The sequence below is a fragment of the Pantoea sp. RSPAM1 genome (genome assembly GCF_038816185.1).
GTDB lineage: Bacteria > Pseudomonadota > Gammaproteobacteria > Enterobacterales > Enterobacteriaceae > Pantoea > Pantoea ananatis.
Genome location: NZ_CP046137.1, coordinates 4,150,791 through 4,176,558, shown reverse-complemented (window position 1 = coordinate 4,176,558; position 25,768 = coordinate 4,150,791). Strand labels below are relative to the sequence as shown.

The 25,768-nt window shown below is 51.8% G+C and carries 23 protein-coding genes, 1 tRNA gene, 1 pseudogene and 1 riboswitch; of the genes and pseudogenes, 8 read left to right on the top strand and 17 right to left on the bottom strand.

Annotated features, from left to right (window positions below):
* Window positions 1-2: 2 nt before the first annotated feature.
* The 5 genes from GKC68_RS20045 to GKC68_RS20025 form a co-directional block, all read right to left on the bottom strand.
* Window positions 3-428: a universal stress protein gene (locus GKC68_RS20045; RefSeq protein ID WP_014606791.1), complete on the bottom strand. Its 426-nt coding sequence runs from the start codon at window positions 426-428 to the stop codon at window positions 3-5.
* Entirely contained in the window at window positions 425-1,333 is a 909-nt protein-coding gene (locus GKC68_RS20040) for a DHHA2 domain-containing protein (RefSeq protein ID WP_014606790.1), read from the bottom strand. The genes GKC68_RS20045 and GKC68_RS20040 overlap by 4 nt, the downstream gene beginning before the upstream one ends.
* Before the next feature lie 78 nt (window positions 1,334-1,411).
* Window positions 1,412-1,481: riboswitch (Fluoride riboswitch) on the bottom strand.
* 49 nt (window positions 1,482-1,530) lie between these two features.
* Window positions 1,531-2,130, bottom strand: a complete 600-nt coding sequence (locus GKC68_RS20035) for a uracil-DNA glycosylase family protein (RefSeq protein WP_014606789.1) — start codon at window positions 2,128-2,130, stop codon at window positions 1,531-1,533.
* Window positions 2,127-3,287: a TDT family transporter gene (locus GKC68_RS20030; RefSeq protein WP_014606788.1), complete on the bottom strand. Its 1,161-nt coding sequence runs from the start codon at window positions 3,285-3,287 to the stop codon at window positions 2,127-2,129. The genes GKC68_RS20035 and GKC68_RS20030 overlap by 4 nt, the downstream gene beginning before the upstream one ends.
* A 151-nt stretch (window positions 3,288-3,438) precedes the next feature.
* Entirely contained in the window at window positions 3,439-4,437 is a 999-nt protein-coding gene (locus GKC68_RS20025; protein WP_014606787.1) for a beta-propeller fold lactonase family protein, read from the bottom strand.
* A 246-nt stretch (window positions 4,438-4,683) separates the two neighbouring features.
* Between GKC68_RS20025 and umuC the strand changes: the two are divergent.
* Window positions 4,684-5,718: pseudogene (gene umuC, locus GKC68_RS20020) on the top strand (translesion error-prone DNA polymerase V subunit UmuC); the annotation flags it as partial.
* A gap of 45 nt (window positions 5,719-5,763) precedes the next feature.
* Window positions 5,764-6,927, top strand: a complete 1,164-nt coding sequence (locus GKC68_RS20015) for a lysogenic conversion protein (RefSeq protein ID WP_323176017.1) — start codon at window positions 5,764-5,766, stop codon at window positions 6,925-6,927.
* A 161-nt stretch (window positions 6,928-7,088) separates the two neighbouring features.
* On the opposite strand, the gene GKC68_RS20010 is transcribed toward GKC68_RS20015, so the two are convergent.
* Window positions 7,089-7,331, bottom strand: coding sequence for a DNA polymerase III subunit theta (locus GKC68_RS20010; RefSeq protein ID WP_323176016.1), 243 nt, complete (start codon window positions 7,329-7,331; stop codon window positions 7,089-7,091).
* Window positions 7,332-7,818: 487 nt separating this feature from the next.
* Here GKC68_RS20010 and GKC68_RS20005 point away from each other — a divergent pair, with 487 nt between their 5' ends.
* Together GKC68_RS20005 and GKC68_RS20000 are read left to right on the top strand one after the other, a co-directional pair.
* Complete coding sequence (locus GKC68_RS20005; protein ID WP_110015043.1) at window positions 7,819-9,120, top strand: hypothetical protein; 1,302 nt, start codon at window positions 7,819-7,821, stop codon at window positions 9,118-9,120.
* Complete coding sequence (locus GKC68_RS20000) at window positions 9,117-9,755, top strand: LysE family transporter (RefSeq protein WP_110015042.1); 639 nt, start codon at window positions 9,117-9,119, stop codon at window positions 9,753-9,755. The genes GKC68_RS20005 and GKC68_RS20000 overlap by 4 nt, the downstream gene beginning before the upstream one ends.
* Here the strand turns inward: GKC68_RS20000 and GKC68_RS19995 are convergent.
* Window positions 9,726-10,544, bottom strand: a complete 819-nt coding sequence (locus tag GKC68_RS19995) for an AraC family transcriptional regulator (RefSeq protein ID WP_024471103.1) — start codon at window positions 10,542-10,544, stop codon at window positions 9,726-9,728. The two genes, GKC68_RS20000 and GKC68_RS19995, sit on opposite strands and share 30 nt — an antisense overlap.
* A 484-nt stretch (window positions 10,545-11,028) precedes the next feature.
* Here GKC68_RS19995 and GKC68_RS19990 point away from each other — a divergent pair, with 484 nt between their 5' ends.
* Together GKC68_RS19990 and GKC68_RS19985 are read left to right on the top strand one after the other, a co-directional pair.
* Window positions 11,029-11,910, top strand: coding sequence for a hypothetical protein (locus GKC68_RS19990; protein WP_110021594.1), 882 nt, complete (start codon window positions 11,029-11,031; stop codon window positions 11,908-11,910).
* 388 nt (window positions 11,911-12,298) lie between these two features.
* Window positions 12,299-13,180, top strand: coding sequence for a DUF6602 domain-containing protein (locus tag GKC68_RS19985; RefSeq protein WP_110021593.1), 882 nt, complete (start codon window positions 12,299-12,301; stop codon window positions 13,178-13,180).
* Between the two features lie 196 nt (window positions 13,181-13,376).
* Here the strand turns inward: GKC68_RS19985 and GKC68_RS19980 are convergent, their stop codons facing one another.
* The 5 genes from GKC68_RS19980 to GKC68_RS19960 all read right to left on the bottom strand — a co-directional run bounded on the left by GKC68_RS19980 (window position 13,377) and on the right by GKC68_RS19960 (window position 18,462).
* Complete coding sequence (locus GKC68_RS19980; RefSeq protein ID WP_028722767.1) at window positions 13,377-14,264, bottom strand: GNAT family N-acetyltransferase; 888 nt, start codon at window positions 14,262-14,264, stop codon at window positions 13,377-13,379.
* A gap of 578 nt (window positions 14,265-14,842) precedes the next feature.
* Window positions 14,843-15,397 (bottom strand): hypothetical protein, encoded by a 555-nt coding sequence (locus GKC68_RS19975; RefSeq protein WP_323176015.1) that lies wholly within the window; start codon window positions 15,395-15,397, stop codon window positions 14,843-14,845.
* A gap of 53 nt (window positions 15,398-15,450) precedes the next feature.
* A complete protein-coding gene (locus GKC68_RS19970; RefSeq protein ID WP_323176014.1) occupies window positions 15,451-16,656 on the bottom strand; it encodes a conjugal transfer protein TraF in 1,206 nt (401 codons plus the stop codon).
* Window positions 16,657-16,750: 94 nt separating this feature from the next.
* Complete coding sequence (locus GKC68_RS19965; RefSeq protein WP_323176013.1) at window positions 16,751-17,740, bottom strand: conjugal transfer protein TraE; 990 nt, start codon at window positions 17,738-17,740, stop codon at window positions 16,751-16,753.
* Window positions 17,741-17,913: 173 nt separating this feature from the next.
* Complete coding sequence (locus GKC68_RS19960) at window positions 17,914-18,462, bottom strand: pili assembly chaperone (RefSeq protein WP_323176012.1); 549 nt, start codon at window positions 18,460-18,462, stop codon at window positions 17,914-17,916.
* A gap of 193 nt (window positions 18,463-18,655) precedes the next feature.
* On the opposite strand from GKC68_RS19960, the gene GKC68_RS19955 reads away from it, so the two are divergent.
* Both GKC68_RS19955 and GKC68_RS19950 read left to right on the top strand, forming a co-directional pair.
* Window positions 18,656-20,215, top strand: a complete 1,560-nt coding sequence (locus GKC68_RS19955; RefSeq protein ID WP_342656451.1) for a TraI domain-containing protein — start codon at window positions 18,656-18,658, stop codon at window positions 20,213-20,215.
* A 28-nt stretch (window positions 20,216-20,243) separates the two neighbouring features.
* Complete coding sequence (locus GKC68_RS19950) at window positions 20,244-21,203, top strand: tyrosine-type recombinase/integrase (RefSeq protein ID WP_323176010.1); 960 nt, start codon at window positions 20,244-20,246, stop codon at window positions 21,201-21,203.
* Between the two features lie 283 nt (window positions 21,204-21,486).
* Here GKC68_RS19950 and GKC68_RS19945 read toward each other — a convergent pair.
* The 5 genes from GKC68_RS19945 to GKC68_RS19925 form a co-directional block, all read right to left on the bottom strand.
* Window positions 21,487-21,562 (bottom strand) — tRNA-Phe (locus tag GKC68_RS19945).
* A gap of 106 nt (window positions 21,563-21,668) precedes the next feature.
* The gene (locus GKC68_RS19940) at window positions 21,669-22,247 is read right to left on the bottom strand and encodes a transcriptional regulator (RefSeq protein WP_342656450.1); all 579 of its coding nucleotides are present in this window, start codon (window positions 22,245-22,247) and stop codon (window positions 21,669-21,671) included.
* Window positions 22,248-22,311: 64 nt separating this feature from the next.
* Entirely contained in the window at window positions 22,312-24,006 is a 1,695-nt protein-coding gene (locus GKC68_RS19935) for a protein-disulfide reductase DsbD (RefSeq protein ID WP_342656449.1), read from the bottom strand.
* Window positions 23,982-24,305, bottom strand: a complete 324-nt coding sequence (cutA, locus tag GKC68_RS19930; protein ID WP_230624314.1) for a divalent cation tolerance protein CutA — start codon at window positions 24,303-24,305, stop codon at window positions 23,982-23,984. Before cutA ends, GKC68_RS19935 begins: the two co-directional genes overlap by 25 nt.
* A gap of 48 nt (window positions 24,306-24,353) precedes the next feature.
* Entirely contained in the window at window positions 24,354-25,655 is a 1,302-nt protein-coding gene (locus GKC68_RS19925) for an anaerobic C4-dicarboxylate transporter (RefSeq protein ID WP_272843963.1), read from the bottom strand.
* Between the last annotated feature and the right edge of the window lie 113 nt (window positions 25,656-25,768).

Below are 25,768 nucleotides of genomic sequence, written 5' to 3'. Positions count from 1 at the left end.
GTTTAGTCATTCAGGTGAGTAATAAGCACATCCACCGTGAGGTGGTTGATGTATTCCGCCGAGCGGGACGTCAGCATTCCCATAAAGCGGTTGCGGTGCCCGGCAAGCACGAGGTCCACGCCCAGCTCATTGATGCACTTCTCCACGTCCTCAAAGCGGCGCATGGTCACCAGCTCCCGCGTGTCTACCGCCTCAGGCACGGAGGCCGCCAGCTCGCTCATAAACGCTTTGGCTTTCAGCACCTCTTCCGACACGACGTCGTCCATCAGGCTGTCGGACACGTAGTTCATTTCCCGGTAGTCGTCGCTGATGTGGGCCAGGGTGATTTTCATGCCGAGCGGCTGCGCCAGCGCGACCGCCCGTTTCAGCAGGAGGGTGCCGTCGTCTTTGTCGTTCACAAGTATCAGTGCGTGGGTGTAGCAGGTCATAATGAACTCCCGTTCTGGTTAAGGCGGGACTCAAGCCACGGCAGAAGCTGTTTTTTGCGGCTGAGCATGCCCGGTACGGAGCAGGAGGCCGCGTTAACGCTCTCCCGCCCGGCGAAGTAAAGCGTTGAAAACCCGGCGCGAATGTCGGTCAACATCAGCACCGTCAGCCCGGCACCCGACTGGTCCGCCAGATACGCCAGGGCAGCGAGCAGGTCGTCCATCACGGGGGCAACCTGTGTCGGTGAGCTGACCTCAATCTGGGCAATGCGCACGTCGGTGCCGGCAATGACGAAGGCCTTGAGATCCCTGCCCAGCAGCTGCTGGGCGCTGAGGCCGCTGACGTCCGTTTTGGCGGTGAGGAGGTCACGGGCGAAGGCTCTGCGGTTTACGCCGGACAGCACGCCCAGTTCGGTCGCCGAACGGATATCGTCTTCGGTGGTGGTCGGCGAGCGAAGATTCACGGTGTCACTCAGGAGTGCGCCCAGCAGAAGCACGGCGAGCGTCGGGGGCAGCGTGCGGCGCGCTTCAGCGTCCATCAGCAGCCAGAGCAGCGTGGCGCTGCTGCCAACCGGGCGGATATGCACCTCCGGCGGCAGTTGCGTTATCAGCCCGCCCAGCCGGTGGTGGTCAGTGATGCCCACGACGTTGCTCCGGAGCAGGTCGTCAGGCCCCTGCGCCGGCTCGGTGAAATCGACCAGCCACACCCGTTCATCCTGCAGCGGAATAGCGAGCAGCGGCGGCAGCGTAAGACCGGCGGTGTCAAAGATAAAGCGGGTTTCCCGGTTAGCCTCGCCGAGACGCCATGCGCGGGCGTCCATGCCGCGCCCGGTCAGCCAGTGAGCGGTGACGACCGCCGTGCAGATGGCGTCGCTGTCAGGATTGATGTGGCCAAAAACGTGTATCAAGGGTCTCTCCCCGTAAAGGGAAGTACGCAGGCCGGGAGGAAAGTAAGGACGGCCTGACGTACCTCCTGAAAATCAAGAGTCACATCAGGCGTCATTAGCTCCGGAACGGAGCGGTTGGGAAAGGTGGAACGCCATCACCCTGTACTCTGAGTATAGAGCCAGACGGAAAGCCTGTCAGTATTATTCTGCTGGCACCCTCAGCCCGCCAGCGCAGCGCGTGCCTCGCGGAGCACCCGGCGGATGTTTTCCGGCACCGCCGGGCTTGTGCAAAGTGAAAGCGGACTGGGGTGAGGCATCTTCAGCACCGTGACGCCGGGGCACTGATGACTGACCGTCCCGCGGGCCTGAGCCGCTACGGCACCGGCCAGCACCACCACGCGCAGCGCGGGCAGATACGCCAGCACGTCCTCAAGCCAGGCGCAGCCGCTGCGGATGTCCGCCGCTGAGGGCCGTTTCTGCGGCCCGTCGCTGACCCAGGGCACCGTATTCCACAGCACGCTGTCCCGGCGCGCAATACCGGCTTCCGCCAGAAACCGCCCCAGGTTCTGCTGGGCCGGCCCCGGGTTATCCCGCGACACAAACCGGGGTGACGGGCTGCTGCGCGCCGGCGACTGCAGCAGGACGAGCAGTCCGGCCCCGGTCCCGCCGTCGGCCGGATCAAACCACGGCAGCTCCACGCCGTGCTGACGCAGCCCGCTGACCCAGCGATTCAGCGCGGCCACGTGCGGCGCGGTGACTGCCGCGAGGCGTTCCTCGCGTAAAAACGGGTCCAGCAGCGACGTGCAGGTTTCACTCACGGCTTCCGGTCCAGGCCTGCCAGACAGGGGGAAACAAACAGTTTCCCGCTCCATGCCCCGCGCACCGTCTTCACCGCGACCAGCAGCCACATGGCGGCCAGCATGACGACAAGAAGCGCACCGAAGCCTTTAAAGAACGCCAGGTCAACGAGGGTGGACAGCTTCAGCGTGGCGACCGTGTACACGCCCAGCGGGAAGGTAAAGCCCCACCATCCCAGATTGAACGGAATGCCTTCACGGAAGTATCGCACGGTTATCAGCGTGGCCAGCAGCATCCACCACAGGCCGCAGCCCCAGAAGAGAATGCCGGCAACGAACCCCACGCCTTGCGCGATATGACCGATTTCCGGCATGCCCGCCGCGGCAAACACCCCGGGCGCATCTCCGCCGATGACCAGCATCCCCAGCGAGCCGGTACCAATCGGCCCCAGTGCCAGCCAGCTTGAGGCCGCCATGCTTTCGTGTGGTAGCTTGTGCAGCGCCATACGCAGCAGCAGGATGGCGAGGATGCTCAGCGCCACCGGCACCGAGTACGCCCACAGCACGTAGCTGGTAATAATGATGCCGAGCTGCGCGTGGGGGTCGGCAATGTGCGGTGCCAGCAGGCCGCCACTGACTGCCGCAACCTCGGCGGCCACGACCGGCAGTAACCAGACGGCGGTCATCTGGTCAATGCTGTGCTGCTGCCGGGTAAACATCATGTAGGGAATACACACGCCACACAGCAGCGACATCGCCACGTCCAGCCACCACAGGGCGTGCGCTACGGGAATGACGTCAGCCCCCCACCGGGGGAGGCCAAACGCCAGCAGCCCGTTGATGATGGTGGCCATGCCCATCGGGATGGTGCCGAAGAACATGGACACCGTTGAATGGCCAAAGATGCGCTTTGCCTCACCGAAGTACATCACCCAGCGGGCCAGATACATCACGGCAAAGACGCTGAACAGGAAGATGTTAAACATCCAGAGTCCCTCGGCGACGAGGCGTAATCCCGGAACCGGCCAGGGGAACTGCGCCAGAGACAGAGACAGGATACCGGTCCCCATGGTCGCGGCGAACCAGTTAGGCGTGAACTGACGTATAGCCTCTTTCGGGCTGCTCAGCGCGCTCAGCGGGCGCGCTCCGTTATGCAGGGTAAATATTTTATCGTTCATGCCGTAATCTCCTGAGTAGACAGAAAGAGTATAGGCACGTCGGGTTAAATCTTTAAAATAGGTTATTCAGTTAAAATAAACCAGTAAAAGTGGTTAGACTCTCCCACTCCGGGAAGGACCGTCACACCGCCGGAGTGAGGGAAGGACTGAATCAGGCCTGCGGCGGGCTTTTAATCGTGGCCGTGACGCGGTTCTGTTTCAGGTCAACGACCGCAATGCTGAGGTCTTTATTCAGCACCCACGCGCGGGCACCGTCTTTGCTGAAAACGATGGCCTGACGGGGCGCATCCAGTCCGGTAACGGTGGAGACCACCTTACCGGCGGCGGTATCAATAACGGAGAGGCTGTTGTCGCCCAGGTTGCCGCTGTAAACATAGCGGTTATCCGGCGTCAGGGCGGCACCGTAAGGATCCTGCCCCACGGGAATGGTTGCCGTAATGGCGAGCTTCTGCGTGTCAACCACGGCGATGGTGTTGCTGCCGCTGTTAGCCGCGTACAGTGTGCGGCCGTCGGCGCTGACTGAAATGGCGCGCAGCTTGCTGAAGCCTGTTATCTCGCCGCGAATCTCGCCCGTTACGGCGTCAACCAGGGTAATTTTATCGCCCTTAAAGTTAGTGACGTAGACGGTTTTGCCGTCCGGGCTGATTTTTATGCCCTGACGGGGCTGGGCAAAACCCGTCACGACCGCAACGGGCCGGTTGTGCGTCAGGTCATACACCGAGAGCGTGCTGGCGGCCTCGTTATTCACATACAGGCGCTGACCGTCACGGCTGATAGCTGTGCCGAATGCCCCGGGCCCCAGCGGCAGCGAGGTCTCCACGTCAAGCGTCCCGGTGCTGATTTTTCTGACCACGCCGAGGCTGCTGTCTGAAAGATATACGGCCTTCCCGTCGGGGGAGAAAAGCGCATTGCGGGGCGTGACGTATCCCTTAAGCACCTTTCTGACTTTCCCGGCAGCCAGGTCGTAGACCACCACCTCAGAGCGCTCACTGTAGGACGCCACCGCCGTTTTCTCATCGGGACTGACAGCAAGGGAATTGTTGTGGATATCGCCGTCAAACGTCCAGCGTTCCTCTGCGGCACCGGCGAGGGTGCTGATAAGAAGAAACGCCACCGCGGTCAGTCCCGGGATCCTGTATTTTTTTATCATCATTTTTCCTGCATTGGGGTGGGTAAGGGATAAGACTCATTGCCCGATTGAGGGCTTCAGAGTAAGCGTGGCAGATTAAATCCTGGCGGGGAAATCGATTTTCCGACTATGTCTTACCACCCTCAACCTTCCCCCCTGTCAGTAAGCATACTGAGGTAGTTCAAGGCTGAATAATTCCTGTTCAGAAAATAAACTTCAGAGGAATGGTAACTGATTTTTTTTGTTTAAATTGCATTCCACATAAACGCCTCGATGTCGAACAGGGTAATGAGCGTTTTAGAGGCTCTGTCACCTCGCGTGGAACAGTATTCGATTGATGAGATGTTTCTGGACGTACGCGGAATCGATTTTTGCATGGGCTTCGAGACGTTTGGCCGCGAAGTCCGGCGCAGTGTGCGTGAACATACAGGTCTTACGGTTGGGGTCGGTATTGGCAAAACCAAAACGCTTGCAAAATCAGCCCAGTGGAGCAGCAAGGAGTGGCCCCAGTTTGGTGGTGTGCTGGCCATCACGTCGCACGTCCGTGCAGAGAAAATGCTGGCCCGCCAGCCTGTTGAGGAGGTATGGGGAGTCGGCAGACGCATTGCCAAAAAACTGAACAGCTTGGGAATTACAACTGCACTGGAGCTCTCCCGCGCGAATCCTGCAATGATCCGTAAACACTTCAGCGTGGTACTGGAGCGAACGGTGCGCGAGCTGAACGGCGAGAGCTGTATCAGTCTGGAAGAGGCACCGCCGGCGAAGCAGCAGATCGTGTGCTCCCGTTCGTTTGGCGAAAGGGTCACCGAGTATGAACACATGAGGCAGGCAATCTGTCAGCATGCAGAACGGGCGGCCGTTAAATTGAGAGGGGAAAAGCAATACTGCAGACAGGTTTGTGCATTCATCAAAACCTCACCTTTTTCGCCCGGGGAGACTTACTACGGTAACGTGGCTTCAGAGACACTTATGTCGCCCAGTCAGGATTCCAGAGACATTATAGAGGCTGCAATGAGAGCACTTGATCGGGTGTGGATAAGCGGCCATCGCTATGCCAAAGCAGGCGTTATGCTGAACGACTTCACTCCCTCAGGTGTTGCACAGCTCAACCTCTTTGACGAAGTTCAACCCAGAGCGAACAGTCAGCCTCTGATGCAGGTGATTGACCATATAAATCAGACCGGGATGGGAAATATCTGGTTTGCCGGAAGGGGCATAGCGCCGGCATGGCAAATGAAGCGGGAGATGCTTTCACCAGCCTATACTACGCGCTGGAGTGATATTCCTGTCGCCAGACTCTAGACAATCCATATATGATGATTATTCGCAAACTTCTATGGAATGAATATGATGACCAATCCTTTAAGCTGGGAGAGCTGGAACGAGGTTTATTTAAACAAGAAAAAAAATAAAAGAGCCTCACTTGAACGGTGGGGGCTACGAAATCTTCATTCTGTGGAAAATCTTGATCACATTGTATCTGAGGTTAAAAAGACATACTTAAATAACAACCCTAATGTCAAAGTCAGCGCAAACTCAGTTTGGATTGATGGGACACCTCAGGCAGAATTCACAGTAAGCCATTACAAGCGTGTGTATAACAATTCATCTACAATCAGCGGCAATGCTACACAGCCAAACTTTAAATTTTGCAAGAATGAAGTCCTGAATTGTGAGCTGGCAGACCTTTTGTTTATTTTCAATGAATTCAACAGCCAAAATAGTTCTAAAAGGGTACGTGCCGTTTTGTTACAGGGTAAGTGCTCAGATAAAGATAATTTGTTACCCAATGGGCCTTCAACAGAGAAAGAAAGGAAGCTACTTGAATCAGTTAACCGGAATGAAAAACTGACATTATATCCTGGTACAAAAGCGTCTGGTAAGGATATAGGGTCTTACACGTTGGGGGGCAATGCGCCAGGACTGGCTGATTGCGCTAAGTACCTAATGATGCCGAAATATGAAACGTGGAGCTATAACACGCCCGATTATGTCGATCCCTACGTAATAGGCTGGCCAGTAAACTCATCAAATAAAAGCCTGGGTACTACAACAAATTACCTAGAGGCAATCATCAAAGAAATGCTCAAACATGGGACGATGGGCAGGGATGTTCAGATTCGAAATGGCGCCATAGACAGGAGCTGCTCATGGTCAAGGATGATTGATGATTTGCTGACAAGTTACGATGGAGTAACAATGAAAGGCTACGAGAATCAAAAAAGGGTGTATACATCATCCGGACATGCACCTGACTACATTAACAGTCTTGGCTTGACGATAAATCATCGACAATGGCTTACGTATATGTCCCAACATGAACTCGATTTTTTAAAAATGAATGATACTGACTTTGACACTTTTGAGTGGATTGAACGTCAGCATAATTTCTACATGAGACGCTTGAATTATCGCATTAGGAATAATAAACCTTTTTGGTGGTCCGGCCCTGTCATTTCTACGATAACAGTAAATATTGACCATCATGAAGGTGAATTTGTACGAGATTAATTTAGCATCTGGGAGAAAATAATAACCCCGTATCTATGGGGTTTCGCGTTTATCCTGTTCAGGTGCCCATTCGAGTCCGCATTTATCGCAGGACCATTTTCCGTTTGGATTTTTCCTGATGCCATAGAAATTGCAAAAGGGACATGTTTTTGGCTTATACACTATTTTCCATCCTCTTTCTGGTAAACAGGGTCAGTGCCACGCGGAAACTTCAAGGCTTCATTTCTGAAGTGCTGAAGCCTTTGTCTGAAGTATTCCTGAAGCTCGTCCGGTTGCTGTCTCTCGACTTCCGAAGGAATCACCGGCAGATTCATACGATCTTTATAAGCTACCCCTGATGCGGCCAGATCCACGTTGACCTTATCCCGCTCTTCTTTGCTTTTTGCTGCTATGTTGTGTGACATATGAAGCCCTCCCTGACAAAAGTATATCAGCTACCGTATTAAGGTTCCGCATCCATCGCTGAAAGCGTTTATGAACATCCCCCCTAAGCGTCAGCAGCAAGCTGTCTACGCCAAGGCCCCGAAAATCACGCCCTTCACTTCGCAGGCACTGTGAAGCCCACTCACTGGGTTTAAAAAGGAAGCCAGCAGTTAAAATGCCGGCTCCAACTTTCATGATCAGTATTCAGGCCAAACGTCTGCTTAGTGCCAGAAGCGGACAGTTGTTGTCACGAAGCCTGTTGATTTATGTGATGCAGGGCATTTCTCGCGTAAACCCCCCCCTTGTCCCACTTTATCTCGCGCCCTTTAATTTACTGATAAGCAAAGTAGTCGATTATGGTTATGAAGGGCACCGTTCTCCCTAACCCCTTCGCGCAATTCCTTCCAATACCAATTACAGATGCAATGGTTAAGTAAACCTCTCGTTACTTCAATGGAAGGGAATTTCATGTTTACGACACCGTTCTGGCCCGCTGCTGACTCATACCATATCCACATGATGGATATCCCTCTGCCAGACTCACTTTCGCCCGCGGCCCTGGACCTTATCCACCAGGCTACTCGTCTTGCTGAGGCGGCCGGTCATATTCACCCGGTTTCCACACGGACCGGGAGTACGTTGCTTCAGTCTGTTGAAGAAAAGCTCAGCATTATCTGCTTCAAGCTTGCTCAGGAATTTGATGATCCGGATACCTGCAAAGCGTTGCTGTTACGTGCAGAAATCCTGTCTGACGCCAGTACAGCAAAAGAGCTTCTCCCGCAGATAGCGGGGCTGGATGAACAGGAGCTAGTGCAGGGAATAGGTTACATGTCAACATGGGTTGGTAAGTCTCGCATGCAGCATTATTCCGCCTGGTTTGGGTTACCCGAACGCAGGCTACAGGAAGTTTCAGATGTGATGGATGAGCTCTTTCCGGACAACCTGTACTGGCTGCAAAATCATATCGACCAGCGGCTGGTTGCGCTGCCTGGATGCCGCTACAAAATTGTCGATCTGTTTGCCATTGCTGGCGAAGCTAACAGCTATCCCAAGCATTTCGCCTATTTCTTTCCTGAAGATGAAGGGGTGAAATACTCAGCCCAGAAGCGCACCATTGTGTTTGCAAATACCTATTTAAACCTGTTTGAACGCTTTGCCCGCTCCCAGGCTTCCCTGCTTGGCTGGCAGCATGAAGCTATCCCGGACAGCGCTCTCTGTGCCCGCCACCTGATCGCCTGGTTCCGCGGCCATGATCTGGGACATTCTGTTGTCCTTGAAAAGATGATGTTTGGCAAATTAAGTAAACAGGATAGATGGGGATCAATGGTTGTGCAGGAAGCACTGGCGGATGTGTTTGGGCTGCTGATGTGCCTGACAGAGCCTTCCCGGGAGGCCCTACAACTGAACGAGACGTTACAGTTAAAAATTTTCCTGCTGGAAATGCTGAGATATTTGCGCCGCGGCCCATGTGATTATCCTGATGCAGGGGCGGCCTATATACAACTCAAGTGGCTAACTGAACGCCGGTGTCTGAACTGGAATGGGGCGCATTATGTCGTGGACCTCAGCGCTGTGAAGCCGGCTATGACGGCACTGGCAACAGCAATGACAGGCTCTGTTTTACAGGGTAATACAGAGACGGCCCTGGCGTTCCTGCAAGGCTATTCACCTCATTATCAGCGTGAAGAGGCGGATCAGCTTCTAAACAGGCTGGGTAAAACTGTCGACATGATCGAGTACGATCAGAAGATTAAAGGCTTTACGTTATGATCGAGTTTTCAAACGGTTTCTTACTGAGTCTTTCGCTTTGTCTTGATATCGGGATTGCCAACATCGCCATGATTACCCTGGCTATGCAACGCGGATACTTTCATGGTTTCTGGCTGGGAATGGGGACTTGTGTGGGTGACCTAGCATATGCATTACTGGCGCTGGCGGGAATGGCCGTACTGCTTCAGTATGAAGCAGTACGCTGGATGCTCTGGATTGGCGGTGGAGCAATGCTTCTGTTTTTCGCCGTCAAAATGCTGATTGCCGCTTTCAGGAAGGTTTCGGAACTTAACGTGAGCGAAACTCATCAGTGTCGCCCACTGCTACGTGAATTTGGACGGGGCGTGGTGCTTGCCATGTCCTCCCCCACGGCGATTCTGTGGTTTGCGACAGTAGGTGGTGCGCTGATATCCCGGATGGGCCAACACAGCGTTACAGCAACGTCCTGGTTTCTGAGTGGCTTTTTCATCGCGGGAATGTTCTGGACCTGTGTCTTGTGCCTGGTTGGAAGTTTTGGCGGCAGACTGCTTGGTCAACGCCTGCTTAAATATTCCTACATAGCTTCAGCGATCATATTCAGCTATTTTGCGCTTTATGTAATTGTGTCAGGGTACCGGGAGTTTATGGTGGCCTGATCTGACCTGCGAAGCATAGTGATGGGGAGTTGTTCCCATCACTTTGCGAAATGCATTAATGAAATGACTCTGATCGTAAAATCCCAGCATTATCGCCGCATCGAGAGGATGCACGTTTCTGCGAAGCAAGTCGCGGGCATGGTGCAGACGAAGCTGCATATGGTACTGCAGAGGCGGCATACCCGTATGCCGGGTGAAGAAGCGAACCAGATGATATTTGCTCATCCCCGCCAGTTGCGCGAGCAGCTCCAACTGCGGTTTTATGCTGAGGTGCTCCCGCAAGTACTCAATAACAATATTGATTTTCTGTTCGTCAGATCTCTCAAGCAGAGCTGGCGTCTCGAGCAGCTCACCACAAAGCAGAATCAATTCCTGCTCCTCATCCATGCCCCGCTCCAGTCGGGCTGATGTTGCAAAACGGTACAGCGCGTCAAACAGGCGAGTGTTATCGATTATGCCTTCTCGCAGAACAGGGGCTTCATGAGCGCTAGTGAGATTGTCCTCATCTGCAAGCATTTTTATCACTGTCTGAGGTATGTGCACGCTAATGAATTCCACGGCTTGAGTCTCAAAACGCGAAGCCTGAATGGTTCCCGGATTATATAAGGTAACCTGACCACTTTTAACATAGGCCATTTTCCCTGCGAGCCAGATTTCTTCTACCCCTGTCAGGTTTGCACTGATGACATATTCATCGTGCAGATGTTTCGGAAAGCGCGAATTACGGGCTCTGACCCGCGAACACTCTATGCCATTTCGGCTAAACCATTCTGCAGACTCTAGTGACAACGTATCTGACCTCATGCAGCAATAGTGCATAATTATTAATGAATTATATAACCATTTATTGAACATTTTTTCAACTGGTCGCCTTTGAGCGCCAGCGAATAAATTACTCTCAGGGTGCAGTCTGTCAGTAACCGGGCATGTCACTCCCTGACCAGATCGTGTCCGAGCGGCTTGGTAAAGTTAGCTGGCTTTGTCGGAAAGTTCACAAGAACTCACGGACTGGCAATGCAGGAAAGGGACACAAGAGTTGTTCCAGATGTCCGCCTTGTGCCAGAAGCCGACGTTGTTAACTTCCCAAGCTATTCATTGCGAGTAGATTATGTATCTTATGAGGATACGGTTAACATTAATACCTTAAAAGAATATAATATGACTCCATTATTTTTATCATTACAGCTATTAATGGTATGGTTCTAAATGCAATTAAAATTAGAATTGCGCATGCAAAATTATGTCTATATGAATTCTTTGTTAAGAGGTTTTTATGGCCCATATTCCAACTGAAAATGTAACAAGCTATAGTGATTTTGATCACAAAGATTATTGGCATGCCATAGAGTGGCTAAAATCGCAAGGGTTAAATGTTAATAACTCTAGGTATGTATCTATAATGCGCGATCTTGGGGAGTTTTCCGTTGGAGAATACTCATCGGAATTGATTTGGGGGATGTCAGAAGTTGATACGCTTTACCGTGTATATCTGGATATCCTGAGGCATGGTTATTTTGATAGTGAGAGCTTAAGGAAATTATTAAATGGTTCAAAGTTTCTTAATGATGAAAAGTTAGGAGGGTCAGAAAACAGTAGGAATTATTTGTTTGAATTGATTATAGCCGGCGTTTTTGCAAAAAGCGGCGCAAAAATAGACTTCAATACTATCGCAGATTTCGGATTCAAATTACCCCGGGAGTCCACTGGTTATGTTGAATGTAAACGAATAGCAAGTCATGCCCAATTAAAAAAACGGATCATCGAAGCTTATGAACAAATTCAGTTACGTTGTGCGGAGAATGATGTAGGTATTGTCGGAATAGATTTTAGCAGGTTAATGTGGGAGCATTTTAATGGGAAGTTAGTTTGCTCTAAACTTCAGGATATTGAGCCTTTCCTAAAGACTGCATTTAATAAAATCACTGAGAATATAAACAGTATGTATGAAAGCAATAACACCATAATGATAATAGGTTACTACTGTGTACCATTTATAAATTTTGATGATAGTAATATATTATTTTATAGAGGAATGGAGATTGATTTAAAATATCATGAAAGGCATTTACACCCCCCATTCAATCAAATATTTATGCATCGAGCTGGGCTTGCCTTGTGGATAAAGGAACATATAAGATTATCTTTAGGTAATTGACCCTTCCCGCCACGAAAAATGTAGGTAATTGGATATTATTAATAATAAGTAAATACTTGACTAAAGGATAATGATTTTTATGACCTCCAAACAATTACAATTTCCGTCCATTTCTTGCCCACGAACGATGTTCAGATTCATTTGTTCGTCCGCGGTGTGTCAAAAAATGGATGTTATTTGTATATGTGAACGAATACACAGTGTGGTTTTTCCTCACCATAAGACATGTGCGCTTTGAGCAAATCAACAGGAAATTTATTAGTTGATGAAAAAGGTAAAACGTTATAATTTGTATGCTTAGTGTGGGCCAATCTAAAAAATAAGTTCTGGAAGATTTCATAGCGCATTATATAAGAATTATGCACAATAATAGAAACCTGGAGAATATATGGACGGAAAGAGACTTCAAGATTATTGGTCACAAGAGGTAGATGCACTTATTGCAACGTACAGACAATTTGAAACTCTTATTCCTTCTCAAGAGCATAAAGGGTCGGCACATAATGGTGAAGATGGTCGATTCGTTGAGGACTTATTGCGAGAGTATTTATCAAAATATCTTCCTAAGGGTTTAGAGATTCTTACTGGGTTTATTCTTAGGCCTGCCGTGAAAACTGGCACTACAGGAAAAGAGCGGAAGTATGACCTTGATAAAAATTCATCTCAGTTAGACATAATTGTCTACGACTCTGAAAGATATCCAGTATTCCAAAAGTTTGGAAATAGTGCAATTGTTCCTCCAGAAGGGATTGTAGCTATAATCTCCGTGAAAAAGCACCTTAACGATGGGGATATTGTAAAAGAGTGCCAGGCTTTATGGCATGCTTCAACCTTATGTAAAACACAATATTCTAATAACCAAGACGACAAAGTAAGGGGGCCCTACCTTGCTTTAGTAACCATGGAGTCAAAAATCGATAAAAAACGTGTGGAAAACCTAGACTGGATATTTAATAACATAGTTGAAGCATATAGATGCGGTGATAAACCTACGTTTGATGACTTAATTGGTTATATTGGTTCTCTTAGTGAGTGGAGCCTGTTTAAGCGAAGACCATCCGGTAAAAATGTAACTAAAGCGAAATTTATTAGTTTGGTTCACGCTGAAGGTGAGTCTCACCTGGGATTACAATTCATTCTCACGGGCATTCTTTCGGTTTTTTACGATGAAAGCAGACGAAATATAAGACGCCCAGGGTTTACAGCATTTCCTTCCGGACGAGATATTGAGAAGTACCTTGGGAAAATAGATTGTAATGGTGAACGCTAGCTCTACCAAAGCGCCGCTAGAGACAGACCTTCGCCCTTCGATACATTTTGGACTCCCTTGGAGCAAAGTGTTACATTTACCTTATACTTCAAGATAATGCGTTATGTCCTCAACTCGCTCATAGCGGACCTTCAGCGCCTTCAGTCCGCTTTGTGCCAAGAGCGGACGTTGGCGCATCATGGCAATGTATCTCTAATCAAAAAATCACGGGCAAAAACTCATATCTGAGAACACAGGTACGCCCTGCTTTTTCAGCTGTTTTTATAGACGGAAAATTTTGCGGAATAATGGTTCCTGCAATCAGGCAATCCTCCCGGCTAAAGTGCGAAAGATGGTTACGAAGCAAACACTGTGCCCGGGAAGCCAGAGAGCGTCCGCGAAACGCGGGTAGTATCACTTCTTCCGAAATTTGGTAACCCTTTAAGAATGCAACTTTCTCTTTCTCGCAAATAATTAGTCCGACCCGGACGCCTTTTTCCTGAACAATATACGTATGGCCTTTAGAGATATGGTTACCAAGCTCTTCGTTATCTACAGAGCACAGGCTGCCTGATAAGGCAGGAATTGTAGACCATGAATGCTGATAGGCCTCCAGCAGAGCATTTCGGCACCAGTCAAAATCAGCGCTTGAGGCGGGTTTCAAAGTAAGGCCATCGTCATGATACTTTGGTTGACTAAACAGGCAGGATGCATATACAAGCTGGTCAGTCATACCCTGGACGGGATTGTTACCGGGCGCAAGCTGGCGAATGTGTTGTGGTTTTAAATCCGCCCATTCCCGGCTGATAGATTTGAGCACGGAATCATTAATGTCAGCGCTCCAAGCCACAATATCAACGAAAGGGCGGTTAATATCGCCCCCTCTGTAACGTGGGCCTGTCAAAAAATATTGACCATCGATACAAAGCTTCCGTTGTAAGAAATAGGACTGGGGTAGACCCGTTTCTTTCCACGGAAACCCTGCCGCAAAAGCATTGTCTGCGCATCTTTCTGTCTGTTCACTAATCCATTTCTGAAGCCAGCTGTGTAGGGTTTTCTGAGGCAACGGTAGTTCTGCATAGTGGGAAAGCATAAACTTAAGCATCTTATCCATCTGATATCGACCCCTTAAGCAAATCAATCCCACTAATTTCCCTTTTTTTATTTTTACAGCAAGCGGCATATGAAGCTTTAACGTCCGCTTTTCGCTCAGAGCGGACCTTCATCTCAGTCAGCCTGTCCGCTTTGTGCCATAAGCAGACAGTGACAGCATCGACATGTACACATATGCGGGAGGCAGATTATCTGCTGAGCGCCCGGCCCGGCATGTCTTAAGCCGGGAATTTACGATGTCGTGTGGTCTGGTCGCGGTTGCGATTTACTAGATAAGCAGAGAGGCTAAGCCATGAGCGAGTTTCTGGCCAGACTAAATATAAATCCGCCGCAATGGGCAGGGGAGACGATTGGTGCCTGGACAGCCGGCTGCGGCTGCACGGCAGATTTCTTAAACGCCATTACAGGGCTAACCCCTCCCGATGCTCCCCTGAGCCATTAGTAAATAAAGTCGCGTTTGATAAACGGATCACCGTATGAATATGAATCTCATCCGTGCAAAACACCTCATAGACAGCATGCTCTTTCATGGTTCTTAGGCACCGGATAGTCCGGTGCCAGCTGACAGCCTTACTCCGCTTCACCGCGTGCTCCCGCATGAATCTGGCTGAAGAGACGTTTCACCCAGGCGTCAGTAACGTGCTTCGGATCGGATGAGATATACGTTGATACAACAAAGCTCCCGGCTTTGTTGCCGGAGGCCCCCGTGCCTTTGAACGTACGGCTAACCTCAATCGTCAGTCTGTCATTTCCGGCCCAGTTCCTGGACATTCGGTAATACCTGCCGGGCTCTGCCGACCAGCTGGTGCCCTCTGAAATGGCTGAGGCTGACCAGCCCGCATTCCCCTGGCCGCTGTTGTGTGCGGCAGCCACATCCCCGTCTGATACGAAGCCAAACTTTTCTTTCAGACGCATCGCCACGGTATCGGCCGGTATGGCAATGGGGCCGTAGGCATCACTCACCTGATTACGTTTTTGCGCTATTGTCTGGCCTTTTACGTCTGAAGGCACTGGATGGCCGTCATTAAGCGAACCAAACTGGCCGATACCGCTCATGAAGCTGCTGCAACCTGTAAGCGTGGTCGCCAACACAATGGCAGAGAGAGTAAGAGCTTTTTTTGACATGCTATTCTCCGGTTAACAGGCGGGCTGCACCCGGCAGCCCGCGTTGTTCATAATCAGAAAGTGAAAGAAAGCTGCGCGGCTGCGCCATAGCTGCGGTCTGTACCGGCCATGCCGGTCAGGTCGAGATGCACGACGTTGAAGGGTGAAATCCCCACACCGGCGGTAAACATGCTGCGATCGCTGTTGCGCATGTCTGCGCGGTAACCGGCACGCAGCTGCGCCCAGTTCCAGGCATTCAGCTCGGCGCCCACGCCGGCATACTGTGCTTTTTCATCCGAGGCAAAACCGCTGGCCGGTGTCAGGTCAACGTCTGTGGCCAGCGTGACAAAACCGTTGCTCCACGCCGTGCCGGCAGTCGCCTGCGGGCGGATCTGGAACGTGTCCGTGATGCCGTTGATTTCACGCGTACTGATGTTACGCGCCACAAGGTTCTGTCCTGTCAGTCCGACGGTCCACTCAGGTGTCAGCTGAGCCGCAAAGCCGACATCGACGTTTGCGCCGCTTTCAGAACGCTTCCAGTCACCGCTGCGAAAATCTGACGCGCTGTAGTTACCGACGGAAACGTTGTAGTTCCAGGTATCCACGCGCTGGACCTTTGGCGTGATACCGACAGAAACCGGCGTGTCGCCCAGGATAAACTGATGCGCTGCGGCGATACCGTATTCCGTGACCAGTGCGGCAACGCCCTGCGCCCGGGAGGTCATCTGGTCAATATCCGTCTGAGTCGGCGAGAAAATGCCGCTCTGTGCCGCATCGAGATACGCCAGGTCACGCTGTGTGATATCGGTGCGGACCTTCGCCTGTCCCCAGCCTTTGGCCACAAAGGCGAAAGGGAGGGTGTCATTGGGAATGGCAATCACCGCAGAAAGCCCGGCACTGGCATGCCCGCTGTCGCCGTCGACGGCCTGCAGTGCCTGTTTCAGCGCTGCCGCCTGTCGTGAGCTGTTGCCGGTGCCCGCTGAATCGCGGAAGTCGTCAAAGGTGCTTTTTACCAGGTCCAGGCCGTCACGCAGGTTATCCGGATCGCTGATTTGTGCCCCAACGCCCGGCAGTATGAGCCCGACGTCGTCACCGGCATCGTGGCGGGTCATCAGCGCGGGGTTGGCCAGTGCAGCGGCAAGATAACCGGAAGAGGCCACGCCGGTTCCCCCCATGGCGTCGTTACGCGCTTCGGTCCAGGTTGTTGCAGCATTCACTGACGGTACGGCTGAAGCCAGTAATGCCAGAATGATGCTGCGGGTTAACAGTTTTGCTTTCATCTTTTATTTCCTTTTCTTGTTTTTGACAAAGGGTTTCCCTGGTGCTGACGCACCAATAAAATAAACAGCCCGGTTTTTTGTTATTTAAATACGGTTAACCAAAACTTATGACTTCTTTCAGATAATCCTCCCATTCAGGCGTAATATGAAAAGCCGGGTTTATGAAAGGTATCCGTTCCTCCTCACTCCACATGAAATTTTGCCCTGGTCTGAGCTTACCCATAATACTTTCATCAGTGACGAATGAGATCGAAAACGGCAACTCAGATCCCTCTCTAAGACTGTCAAATAACCTGACCGGTAATTTTCGAAAAGAAATTTGAGCAACCCTTCCTTTTAACCGCAGTAATTCACAGAAAGAAAGAAAGGCGTTTGTCTCTGATTCATTGCTGAGCGTAAGAGGAACCACGCCGGTTAAATAATTACTTTCAAAGGACACGCCATTAATATATTTATCCCGGGTCGCTGTGATTACCATCTCGTGGCTGAAATTCAGTTCTGGCTCACCTGTGTAATGCTGACGTCTGTAAAAACGTAAGGACTTAATCACGGTATCTTTATGCGGCAGAAGGCATTCAGCTGCCTTCCAGAAGTCACGCAGTATCACGGTCGGAACCGGAAGAGTATCTTCTCCGGCGAGCCAGCCGGACTGAACACAGAACCATGACGCAAGCTGTTCCAGCACAGGCAGGGTAAGGTGATCAAGCGTGCGCTCGCGGTTTTCAAGCACACTCATGCCGATGTTCAGCTCAGAGAGTATTGTGGCCACCTGCACCACATCAAGGCTGTGGCGGTCCATCAGGTGCCAGAAGCGCTCATAAACGCGGTTTACCGAGGCTTTGAGGGGTGCTGTGGTCCCTGTCATGACGCCCTCAACAATCACATTGACCAGCTCTGAAACGGAGATGCCGAGTTTATGTGATACCTGATTCACAAATTCCCGTGATGCCGGCCGGAAACGAATGGTTACTGGCGGACTTACGGTTTTCTTCCCTTCCGCAAACTGCTCAAGCAGCTGCCTCTGCTCATCGGTCTGCTCTAAGGCGACGCGGGACAGGATTTCTGTCAGGTTCATGCGTTTCATAAAGGCCCTGGTGTTGGCTAAATGAGAAAATAATTTGTTAATCTTTTCTGTATTCGGTGTGAATACAGTACCTGGCGAAACCGCGTGTTGTATAACGCGATATTTCGATCGTTCAGATCGAATACATGTGTGTAATCAGTGTGAACATTGCCTTCGTGACTTAACACCCGAAATTATTTTTCCGGTTCAGAAGTTTTTTTCAGCAGCATCACCGGCCACCGGGTCCGGGACGGACAGCGCCAGTGCCACTGCCGGAAGAGGATTTCCAGTTGCATCAGCGCGCGGGCTGAATCCCGGAAAGGGATGCTGGTCAGCCTGCTCCGGTAAGACCAGCCCCGCACCTTCAGGTATGTCCTGAGCCTGGCGGCACGGGCAGGCGTCAGCAGATGCGAAGCAACAACAACGGTTTTTCCCCCGGCTAAGGCCGCTTCAGTTGACTCAAACACCCCCGACCAGAACCAGCTCACGCGCTCAGGCGTGAGTCCGACGGTTGGCTGACAGGGTGACAGATGAACGGTGATGCGCTTTCTGCGGCTCAGCATGCAGGGCTTCCTGAGCAGCTGACGGGTCAGCCAGTCGAGGGGTCTGAGCAGAAACGGAGAGAGTGCCGTAAGCAGCCACATAAAAAAGAATGCGTCACAGCCGGATGAAATAAAAAGGCTGATGCTGCCGGACAGAGTCAGCCACAGCAGAAGGTACAGCGCTACCAGACGTTGCTGCATAAGTGTTCAGTTTAATTAAAGGAAGGTTGCGCAAGAAAAGCACGGGACGTTAAAGCCGTCCGCCGTTAATCCTGAATCCGTTCCCGAAAATTAACGCAAGCAGAATATCTCTCTGCGCTGAATCCAGGTTTAACGTTGCAAATGACACCCCGTCTCTTAGCGTTACGTCATTTCAGATAAAGAGCGGGTATCGATGGAACGGGTGATGAAGTGGCTGACGGGGCGGGGAAACAACAGGTCTGCAGGTCAACCGGCGAGTACGGTCGTCAGGGAGGTGGCGTTTCGCCCGGTTCTGGAGGGCAGCACGCTTATGCAGACGGAGGAGCGACGCAGGCTTGTCAGAATGCTGGCAGATAACAGTCCTCTTTCGCAGTCCGTTACCGGGGCATGGTGGCTGATGCCTGCGCAGACGATGCTTGAGCGTGTGCAGGACTGCCCGGCCGCCTGGAGCGGTGCATATTCGTCACCTGGGGGATTTGGTGACCTGAGCCTCGGCGTGGCCGTCCGGGCGGTCAGGCTCGTCAGGGGAATGATGCTGCCGCCCGGCGCCACACCTGAAGAGCAGTCGGCACAGGCCCCGGGCTGGGTCTGCGCGGTGTTCTGGGCAGGCCTGTTCCATCATCTGCCCTGGCTGACGCAGGTGGAAGGCGCGACGCAGTCCGGAAAAATCTGGTATCCGGGGCTGCACAAGCCGGACGGACCGTGGCGGATCAGGCCGGCAAAGAATGCCCGGGCTCCGGCCCTGACAGGTCAGTACATGGCGGCAAAGCTGCTGCCTGAGACCGGCATGCTGTGGCTTCACCAGTGGCCGGAAGCGTCACGCTGCCTTCTCCAGTTTCTGTCGGGTGAGCGTGCCGGTGCCGGTGCCGGTGTGATTTACAGCATCATCATGCAGGCGCGGGAGGGGGCGGGTCTGGAAACCGGTGGTCTTTCAGATATTACTGGCACGTCTTCTGTAAACCCGACGCCGGGAATGCAACATGCTGATAATTCCCCAAAATTAGCAGATAACGCACCTGTCCTTTTGTCGAGTCACATCATTTCAGCAAATGTTTCAGAGCCAATTGAAAGCGAAGCGGTAACGTATACTTCCACACAGGCAGCCGGTGAGGAGGCCAGTCCCGGAACAGAAAAACCTGAATTACCGGTACTGAGCTCCGCACTGCAGTCTGCCCTCAGCGTGAGCGAAGCCACTGAGTATGGTTCAGATAGTGAAAATGAAAAGGAAGATTCAGAAATTAAACAGAGAGTGGATTTACTTTCGGTACTGGACCTGATGGCTAAAGGGGAGGCACCCGTCTTATCAGCCGTACAAACTGCTGAGTCAACGAAGCAGGAGCAAACGGAAGACGGTAAGCCGGTGGGCGACAGTGAACCCTCTGAGGGCACCGTTTTTCTGGACTGGCTGCGGGAGAGTGTGGAGGCCGGAAAAATTACCGTCAATGAGTCCGACAGTCTTCTGCATGTACTGTCCGGTTTTATTTTTATGATATCGCCCGATGTGTTTTTCCGGTTTATTTCCTCGCAGCCAGAAAATAAATACGAAAAAAACAAGCTGCAGAAAAACTTTGAATCACTGGGCCTTCATCACTCACGAAATGGTAAGGGTCTTTACTCTTACCATAAATATGACTCGCCGGATAAAAGCGGTCATTTCACCAAACTGTCGGGCTATATGATTAAGTCTGACATTATTTTAAATAAAGGAAACTGTCTTTCAGACAGTAAATGGCTCTTTCCCAAAAAAGAGTAATTACAGGGTTAATAAAAACGAGGTTACCATGTCTGATAACATAACATTCGATGATTTACTGAATGATTATTTCTTCAGTAAATCACTCCGTGAGGCTACAGAATGGAGTTACCGCAAAGTCGTAAAAACATTCGTTCAGTTTGCAGGGCCGGATATAGTTCCTGAAACGGTTACGAATCATATGGTACTGACCTGGAGAAGGAAAGTTATCGCGGATGAGAAACTGTCCAAAATAACCTGGAATAATAAACTGACCCATATGCGGGCAATTTTCAATTTTGCCATTCATAAGGGGTATATCTCTCCCCGTGAAAATCCGTTTAACGGGGCCATTGCCAGACCCGATGTTAAGCGGAAAAAAACGCTGACAGATGCCCAGATAAAAAAAATCTATCTCATCATGGAGGCCCGTGAACAGGATGAATTCATTGGCGTAGGTCAGGTACGTAAAAATGCTCTCCGTCCATGCTGGTTCTGGCTGACAGTGCTGGATGCGTTACGCCGGACAGGCATGCGTCAGAACCAACTTCTGCACATCAGGCTGTGCGATGTGAATCTCACTCATAACTGGATCAGCCTCAGGCCAGAAGGTGCAAAAAATCATCGCGAGCACAGGGTTCCGGTAACCAGCCAGCTGCGCCCACGCCTCGAAAGGCTGTATAACCTTTCACTTGAAAGGGGTGCCAAAATGGAAGATCAGCTTTTCAACCTCTCACGGTTTGACGGCCGGAGAAATGAGGTCAGTGAGAACATGGACAATCCGCCACTCCGTGCTTTTTTCAGGCGACTTTCTAAAGAGTGCGGTTTTGTGGTCAGCCCGCACCGCTTCCGGCACACGATAGCGACGAACCTGATGAGGCTTCCCGATCGCAACCTCAAGATGGCACAGGATCTTCTGGGTCATTCGACACCGGCGGTAACGCTGCAGTACGTGGAAAGTGATATTGAGAGGGTAAGAAGCGTGATTGAGGAGCTGGATGTGGCGTAAGATTAATCTTAAGTCAAATCTAACTGACTGATTTGAAATATGGAAAAAATACGAAGTATTTATTTACATTATCTTGACAGAGAGGCTGAAGAACAGGTAAATACGTTGCTGAAGTGTTTTTAATGGATGTGAGAAGTCCAGAGGATGGTGGAACATCCTCCGGACTTTAAAGTCCCGTTTTCAACAAAGGTTCGGTAAGGCATATTTACCAACTTTTGGCTGAAGGGGACCCTCTGTCTTGCCCGTTAAGGATCTCATCTCTTAACGAACAGGCTCTGAAGAGTGGTGCCCGAACCCGGAATCGAACCAGGGACACGGGGATTTTCAATCCCCTGCTCTACCGACTGAGCTATTCGGGCAACGGGGCGCATTAAACCGTAAAGGCCGCAGGCCGTCAACGGCTTTGATAAAAAAACCACGCAAAACGTGACTGATTGCCTGAATTTCAGTCAAAGACGATGAAACTCAGGCCAGTGCGCCGTCTTTACGGCAGAGGGCAATACTCAATACGTCTTCCGCCAGGCGTTTCGCCACGTCAACGTCCTGCACGTTGCGTTTAACCAGCAGTTTGCTCAGGCAGCCTTCCAGTATCAGTTCCATTTGATCGGCAACCATACTGGGATTATCCAGACCAAGCGAGGTTAAAATAGTATGGGTAAATTGCCATGATGCGCGCTTCTGCTTTTCTGCCATCTGATGGATGGGCTGATCGGGCTGGGGATAAAAACTGCAAGCGGCGATAAACAGGCAACCGGGAAAGCGGCCCTTGTTGACCTGCTCGTTCAATCCTTCATAGCGTGCCATCAGCTTCTGATCAGGACGCAGAGCGTCGTTCTGCAGAATGTCATGGCGCCACTCTTCAATCTGCCGGGCGTGAAACTGTAATGCATCGTAGAGCAGCGCGTCACGATCGGGCCAAAACTGTTCAAGCTGTGCCAGGCTGAGCTGCATATCATCGGCCAGGATTGCCAGCGATGAGGTCGCCGCCAGACCGTTTTGTTCCAGTACGTTTAACGCATGGTCAAGTATCTGTTCACGTTGCAAATCGTTCTCCTCTGGTGTGCAAGCCTGTTTTGTTCAGCAGACTGTGTCCTGGTTCCAGTGTTGTTTACTCATGCAATTTCTGCAAATGCGCGCGAAAATCATTCGCCTTCAGGAAGCCGGTAATACGCGATCCGGGAATCTCTTTTCCTGTCGCATCAAAGAACAAAATCGTGGGTAACCCGAGCACGTTAAGATGCTGAAGTAGCGCATTATCGCTGGCATTGTTCGCCGTAACGTTAGCCTGCAACAGCTGCACATTGTTCAGGCTGTCACGTACTGCGCCGTCGCTAAAGGTATATTTTTCAAACTCTTTACACGCTACGCACCAGTCCGCATAGAGATCTACCATGGTGATACGGCCCTGAGCCTGAATCAAGGCCTGGTCTAGCTGTTCAACGGTTTGAACAGGCTGAAAGGGAAGGTGCGCGATGTTCTGCTGCTGCGCACCGCTGCCAAAGGCCCAGTCCTGCAACGGGCGGGCGCTGATCAGGGCGGCGGCCAGCATCATAATTTGCATCACGCGCCACTTGCCGCCGCTGGCGCGTAAGCTCGCGCTGAATCCCCACGCAAAGAACGCCACGGCCAAAAGGCTCCACAATCGCAGGCCCCACAGATCGCCCAGTATCCGCTCCAGCAGGAAGACCGGCAGCGCGAGAATAACAAAACCAAATCCTTCTTTGACGGTCTGCATCCAGGGGCCGCTTTTAGGGAGAAAGCGGTTGCCAAACAGGGTAACGGCAATCAGCGGCAATCCCATACCGACGGCATAGAGCCACAGCGTACCGGCACCGGCCAGCAGGTTCCCGCTTTGCGCGATATACAGCAGAATCGCACTAAGTGGCGCCGTTGTGCAGGGCGAACAGATTAAGCCTGCCAGCGCACCCATTAAAAAAACGCCTGGCAGTGAGCCGCCCTGCTGACGGTTGCTCCACAGGGTCAGACGCGTTTGCACGCTGGCGGGAAGCTGCAGCGAGAACAGGCCAAACATCGACAGGGCCAACAGGATAAACAGCGCCGATAAGCCAATAAGCACGTAAGGATGCTGCAACGCCGCCTGAAAGCGCAGGCCCGCCGCCGCCACAATCACGCCCAGTAAGGTATAAGTAAGCGCCATTCCTTGTACATAGACCATGGCCAGCGCAAACAGCCTTCCCAGGGAATAGTTACGCTTACCGCCGAGGATAATGCCGGAGATCAGCGGGTACATCGGTAATACACATGGCGTGAAGGCCACGCCGATGCCAATCAGCAGCGCCCACAACGGCGAAAAGGGCAGAGGGTTGGCGCTGGCAGGCGCAACGGCTGGCGGGGATATTGTGGCGGCTACCGGGGAAAGGGGGATACTGCGGGTTTCCGGTGGATAACAGAAGCCGGCGGCGGCACAGCCTTGATAACTTACGCTAAGGGTCGCTCCTTTGGCGGCCTGCTGCAGCATGACGGGCACGCTGAGATCCTGCGGGTAAATCTCGCTTTTACCAAAAAATTCATCTTCATGCAGCTGGCCCGCAGGCAGGGCTAACGGCGCAATACCTGCATCATGGGGTACGACCTTAATCTGTTGGCGGTAAAGGTAGTAGCCCTCTTTGACTTTCCAGTGCAGGTTGAGCTGCGAGCCTTGCTGATCGAAATCAAAGGCAAAAGCCTGGTCAACGGGCAAAAAGCGGCTGGTGGTGTTGGGGGAAAATAAGGCAGCCTGCGCCTGCAGGCAGATAAACAGCGCCAGTACGAGTGTGATTAAGCGAGAGATGCGTGCAGCCATGACAAGTATTCACTGTCTCCATGTTGAACCGGAAGTACCAGCAGTTCTGGTACATCGTAAGGATGCGCGAGCTTAAGCAGTTCGATCAAGGCCTGCTGATGGGCTGTGTCGCATTTGAGTAACATCTGAACTTCGCTGGACTGCGTCAGTTGGCCCTGCCAGACATAATATGACGTTGCACCCGGCAAGAGGGTGACACAGGCGGCCAGCCTGGCCTGCAGCGCCTGTGCGGCAAGCTGCTGCGCACAGGCCTGGTCTGGCGCAGTGCAGAGGATGATAACGGCGTTCATCGTAACAATCCTGTTGAAAATAACGCCGATAGTAGCACGTTCCCTGCCCGGCTGGGGTTACAGCAACAGCCCACCAAAAATAAAGCCGAACATGACAGCCAAGGTGATAGCCAGGACGCCAGGAATAATAAAGGCATGGTTGAAGACAAACTTACCGATTCGGGTTGAACCCGTATCGTCCATCTCCACGGCGGCTAACAGGGTGGGATAGGTCGGTAAAACAAACAGCGCCGACACGGCGGCAAATGAAGCGATGGCTGTCAGTGGCGTTACGCCAAGGGCTAGCGCGGCAGGCAGCAGGGCTTTGGCGGTGGCGGCCTGGGAATAAAGCAGCATGGAAGAGAAGAACAGCACCAGCGCCAGCATCCACGGATAGGTTTTTAAAGTATCGCCCGCCAGCATCTGGATATCAGCCAGATGGGCTTTTACAAAGGTGTCGCCCAGCCAGGCCACGCCCATCACACAGATGCAGGCGCTCATGCCAGACTTGAATGTGCTGGCGCTGAGAATAGCACCGGTATCAATTTTGCAGGTCAGACTGATCAGCGTGGCAATAGTGAGCATAAACACAACGATCGCCTCATTGCGCGGCAGCGGTGGGTTAGCGATCAGGTTGACGCTTTCGCTGGTGGCGGTGGCGTAAATCACCACTGCGGCAATACCGGCCAGAAACAGCAGTACCGATTTTTTAGCGCCGGGTTGAGTCTGATAAACCGTCTCGCCGCGTAGCGTCACTTCACCTTTCGCCAGCCGTGCCTGGTAAACCTCATCATCTTTTAGCTCTTTACCCAAGAAATTGGTCACCAGGGCGGCAAGAAACAGCCCCACCATGGTGGCCGGAATGGCAATCGCCAGCAGCATAATATAGCTCACCCCACGCGGTTCCAGCAGCGTGGCAAAGAACACCACTGCCGCCGAAATGGGAGAAGCGGTAATGGCGACCTGAGAGGCGACAACCGCAATCGATAACGGACGGGAAGGCCGGACGCCTTGCTCTTTCGCCACTTCAGCAATGACCGGCAAGGTGGAGAAGGCGGTGTGGCCGGTACCCGCCAGCAGGGTCATCATGTAGGTCACCAGCGGCGCAAGGAAAGTGACATAACGGGGATGACGACGCAGCAAACGCTCGGCAAGGCTGACCAGATAATCCATGCCGCCCGCCACCTGCATGGCGGCAATCGCGGCGATCACGGCCATGATGATTTCGATGACATCAAAAGGGATCGCACCAGGCTTCATGCCAAAGCCCAGCGTCAGGATCAGGACGCCCATGCCGCCTGCGAAACCTATGCCGATGCCGCCCAGGCGTGCGCCCAGCCAGATCGCCATCAACACGATAAACAGCTCAATCAAGAACATCTGTCACTTCCTCAAACAGGATTAGCCGGTAAGCAAACTCATCCTTTTAACAAACAAAAAGGCACATCGTTTTGATTACGATGTGCCTTTTACATCAGTAAGTACAATAAAGC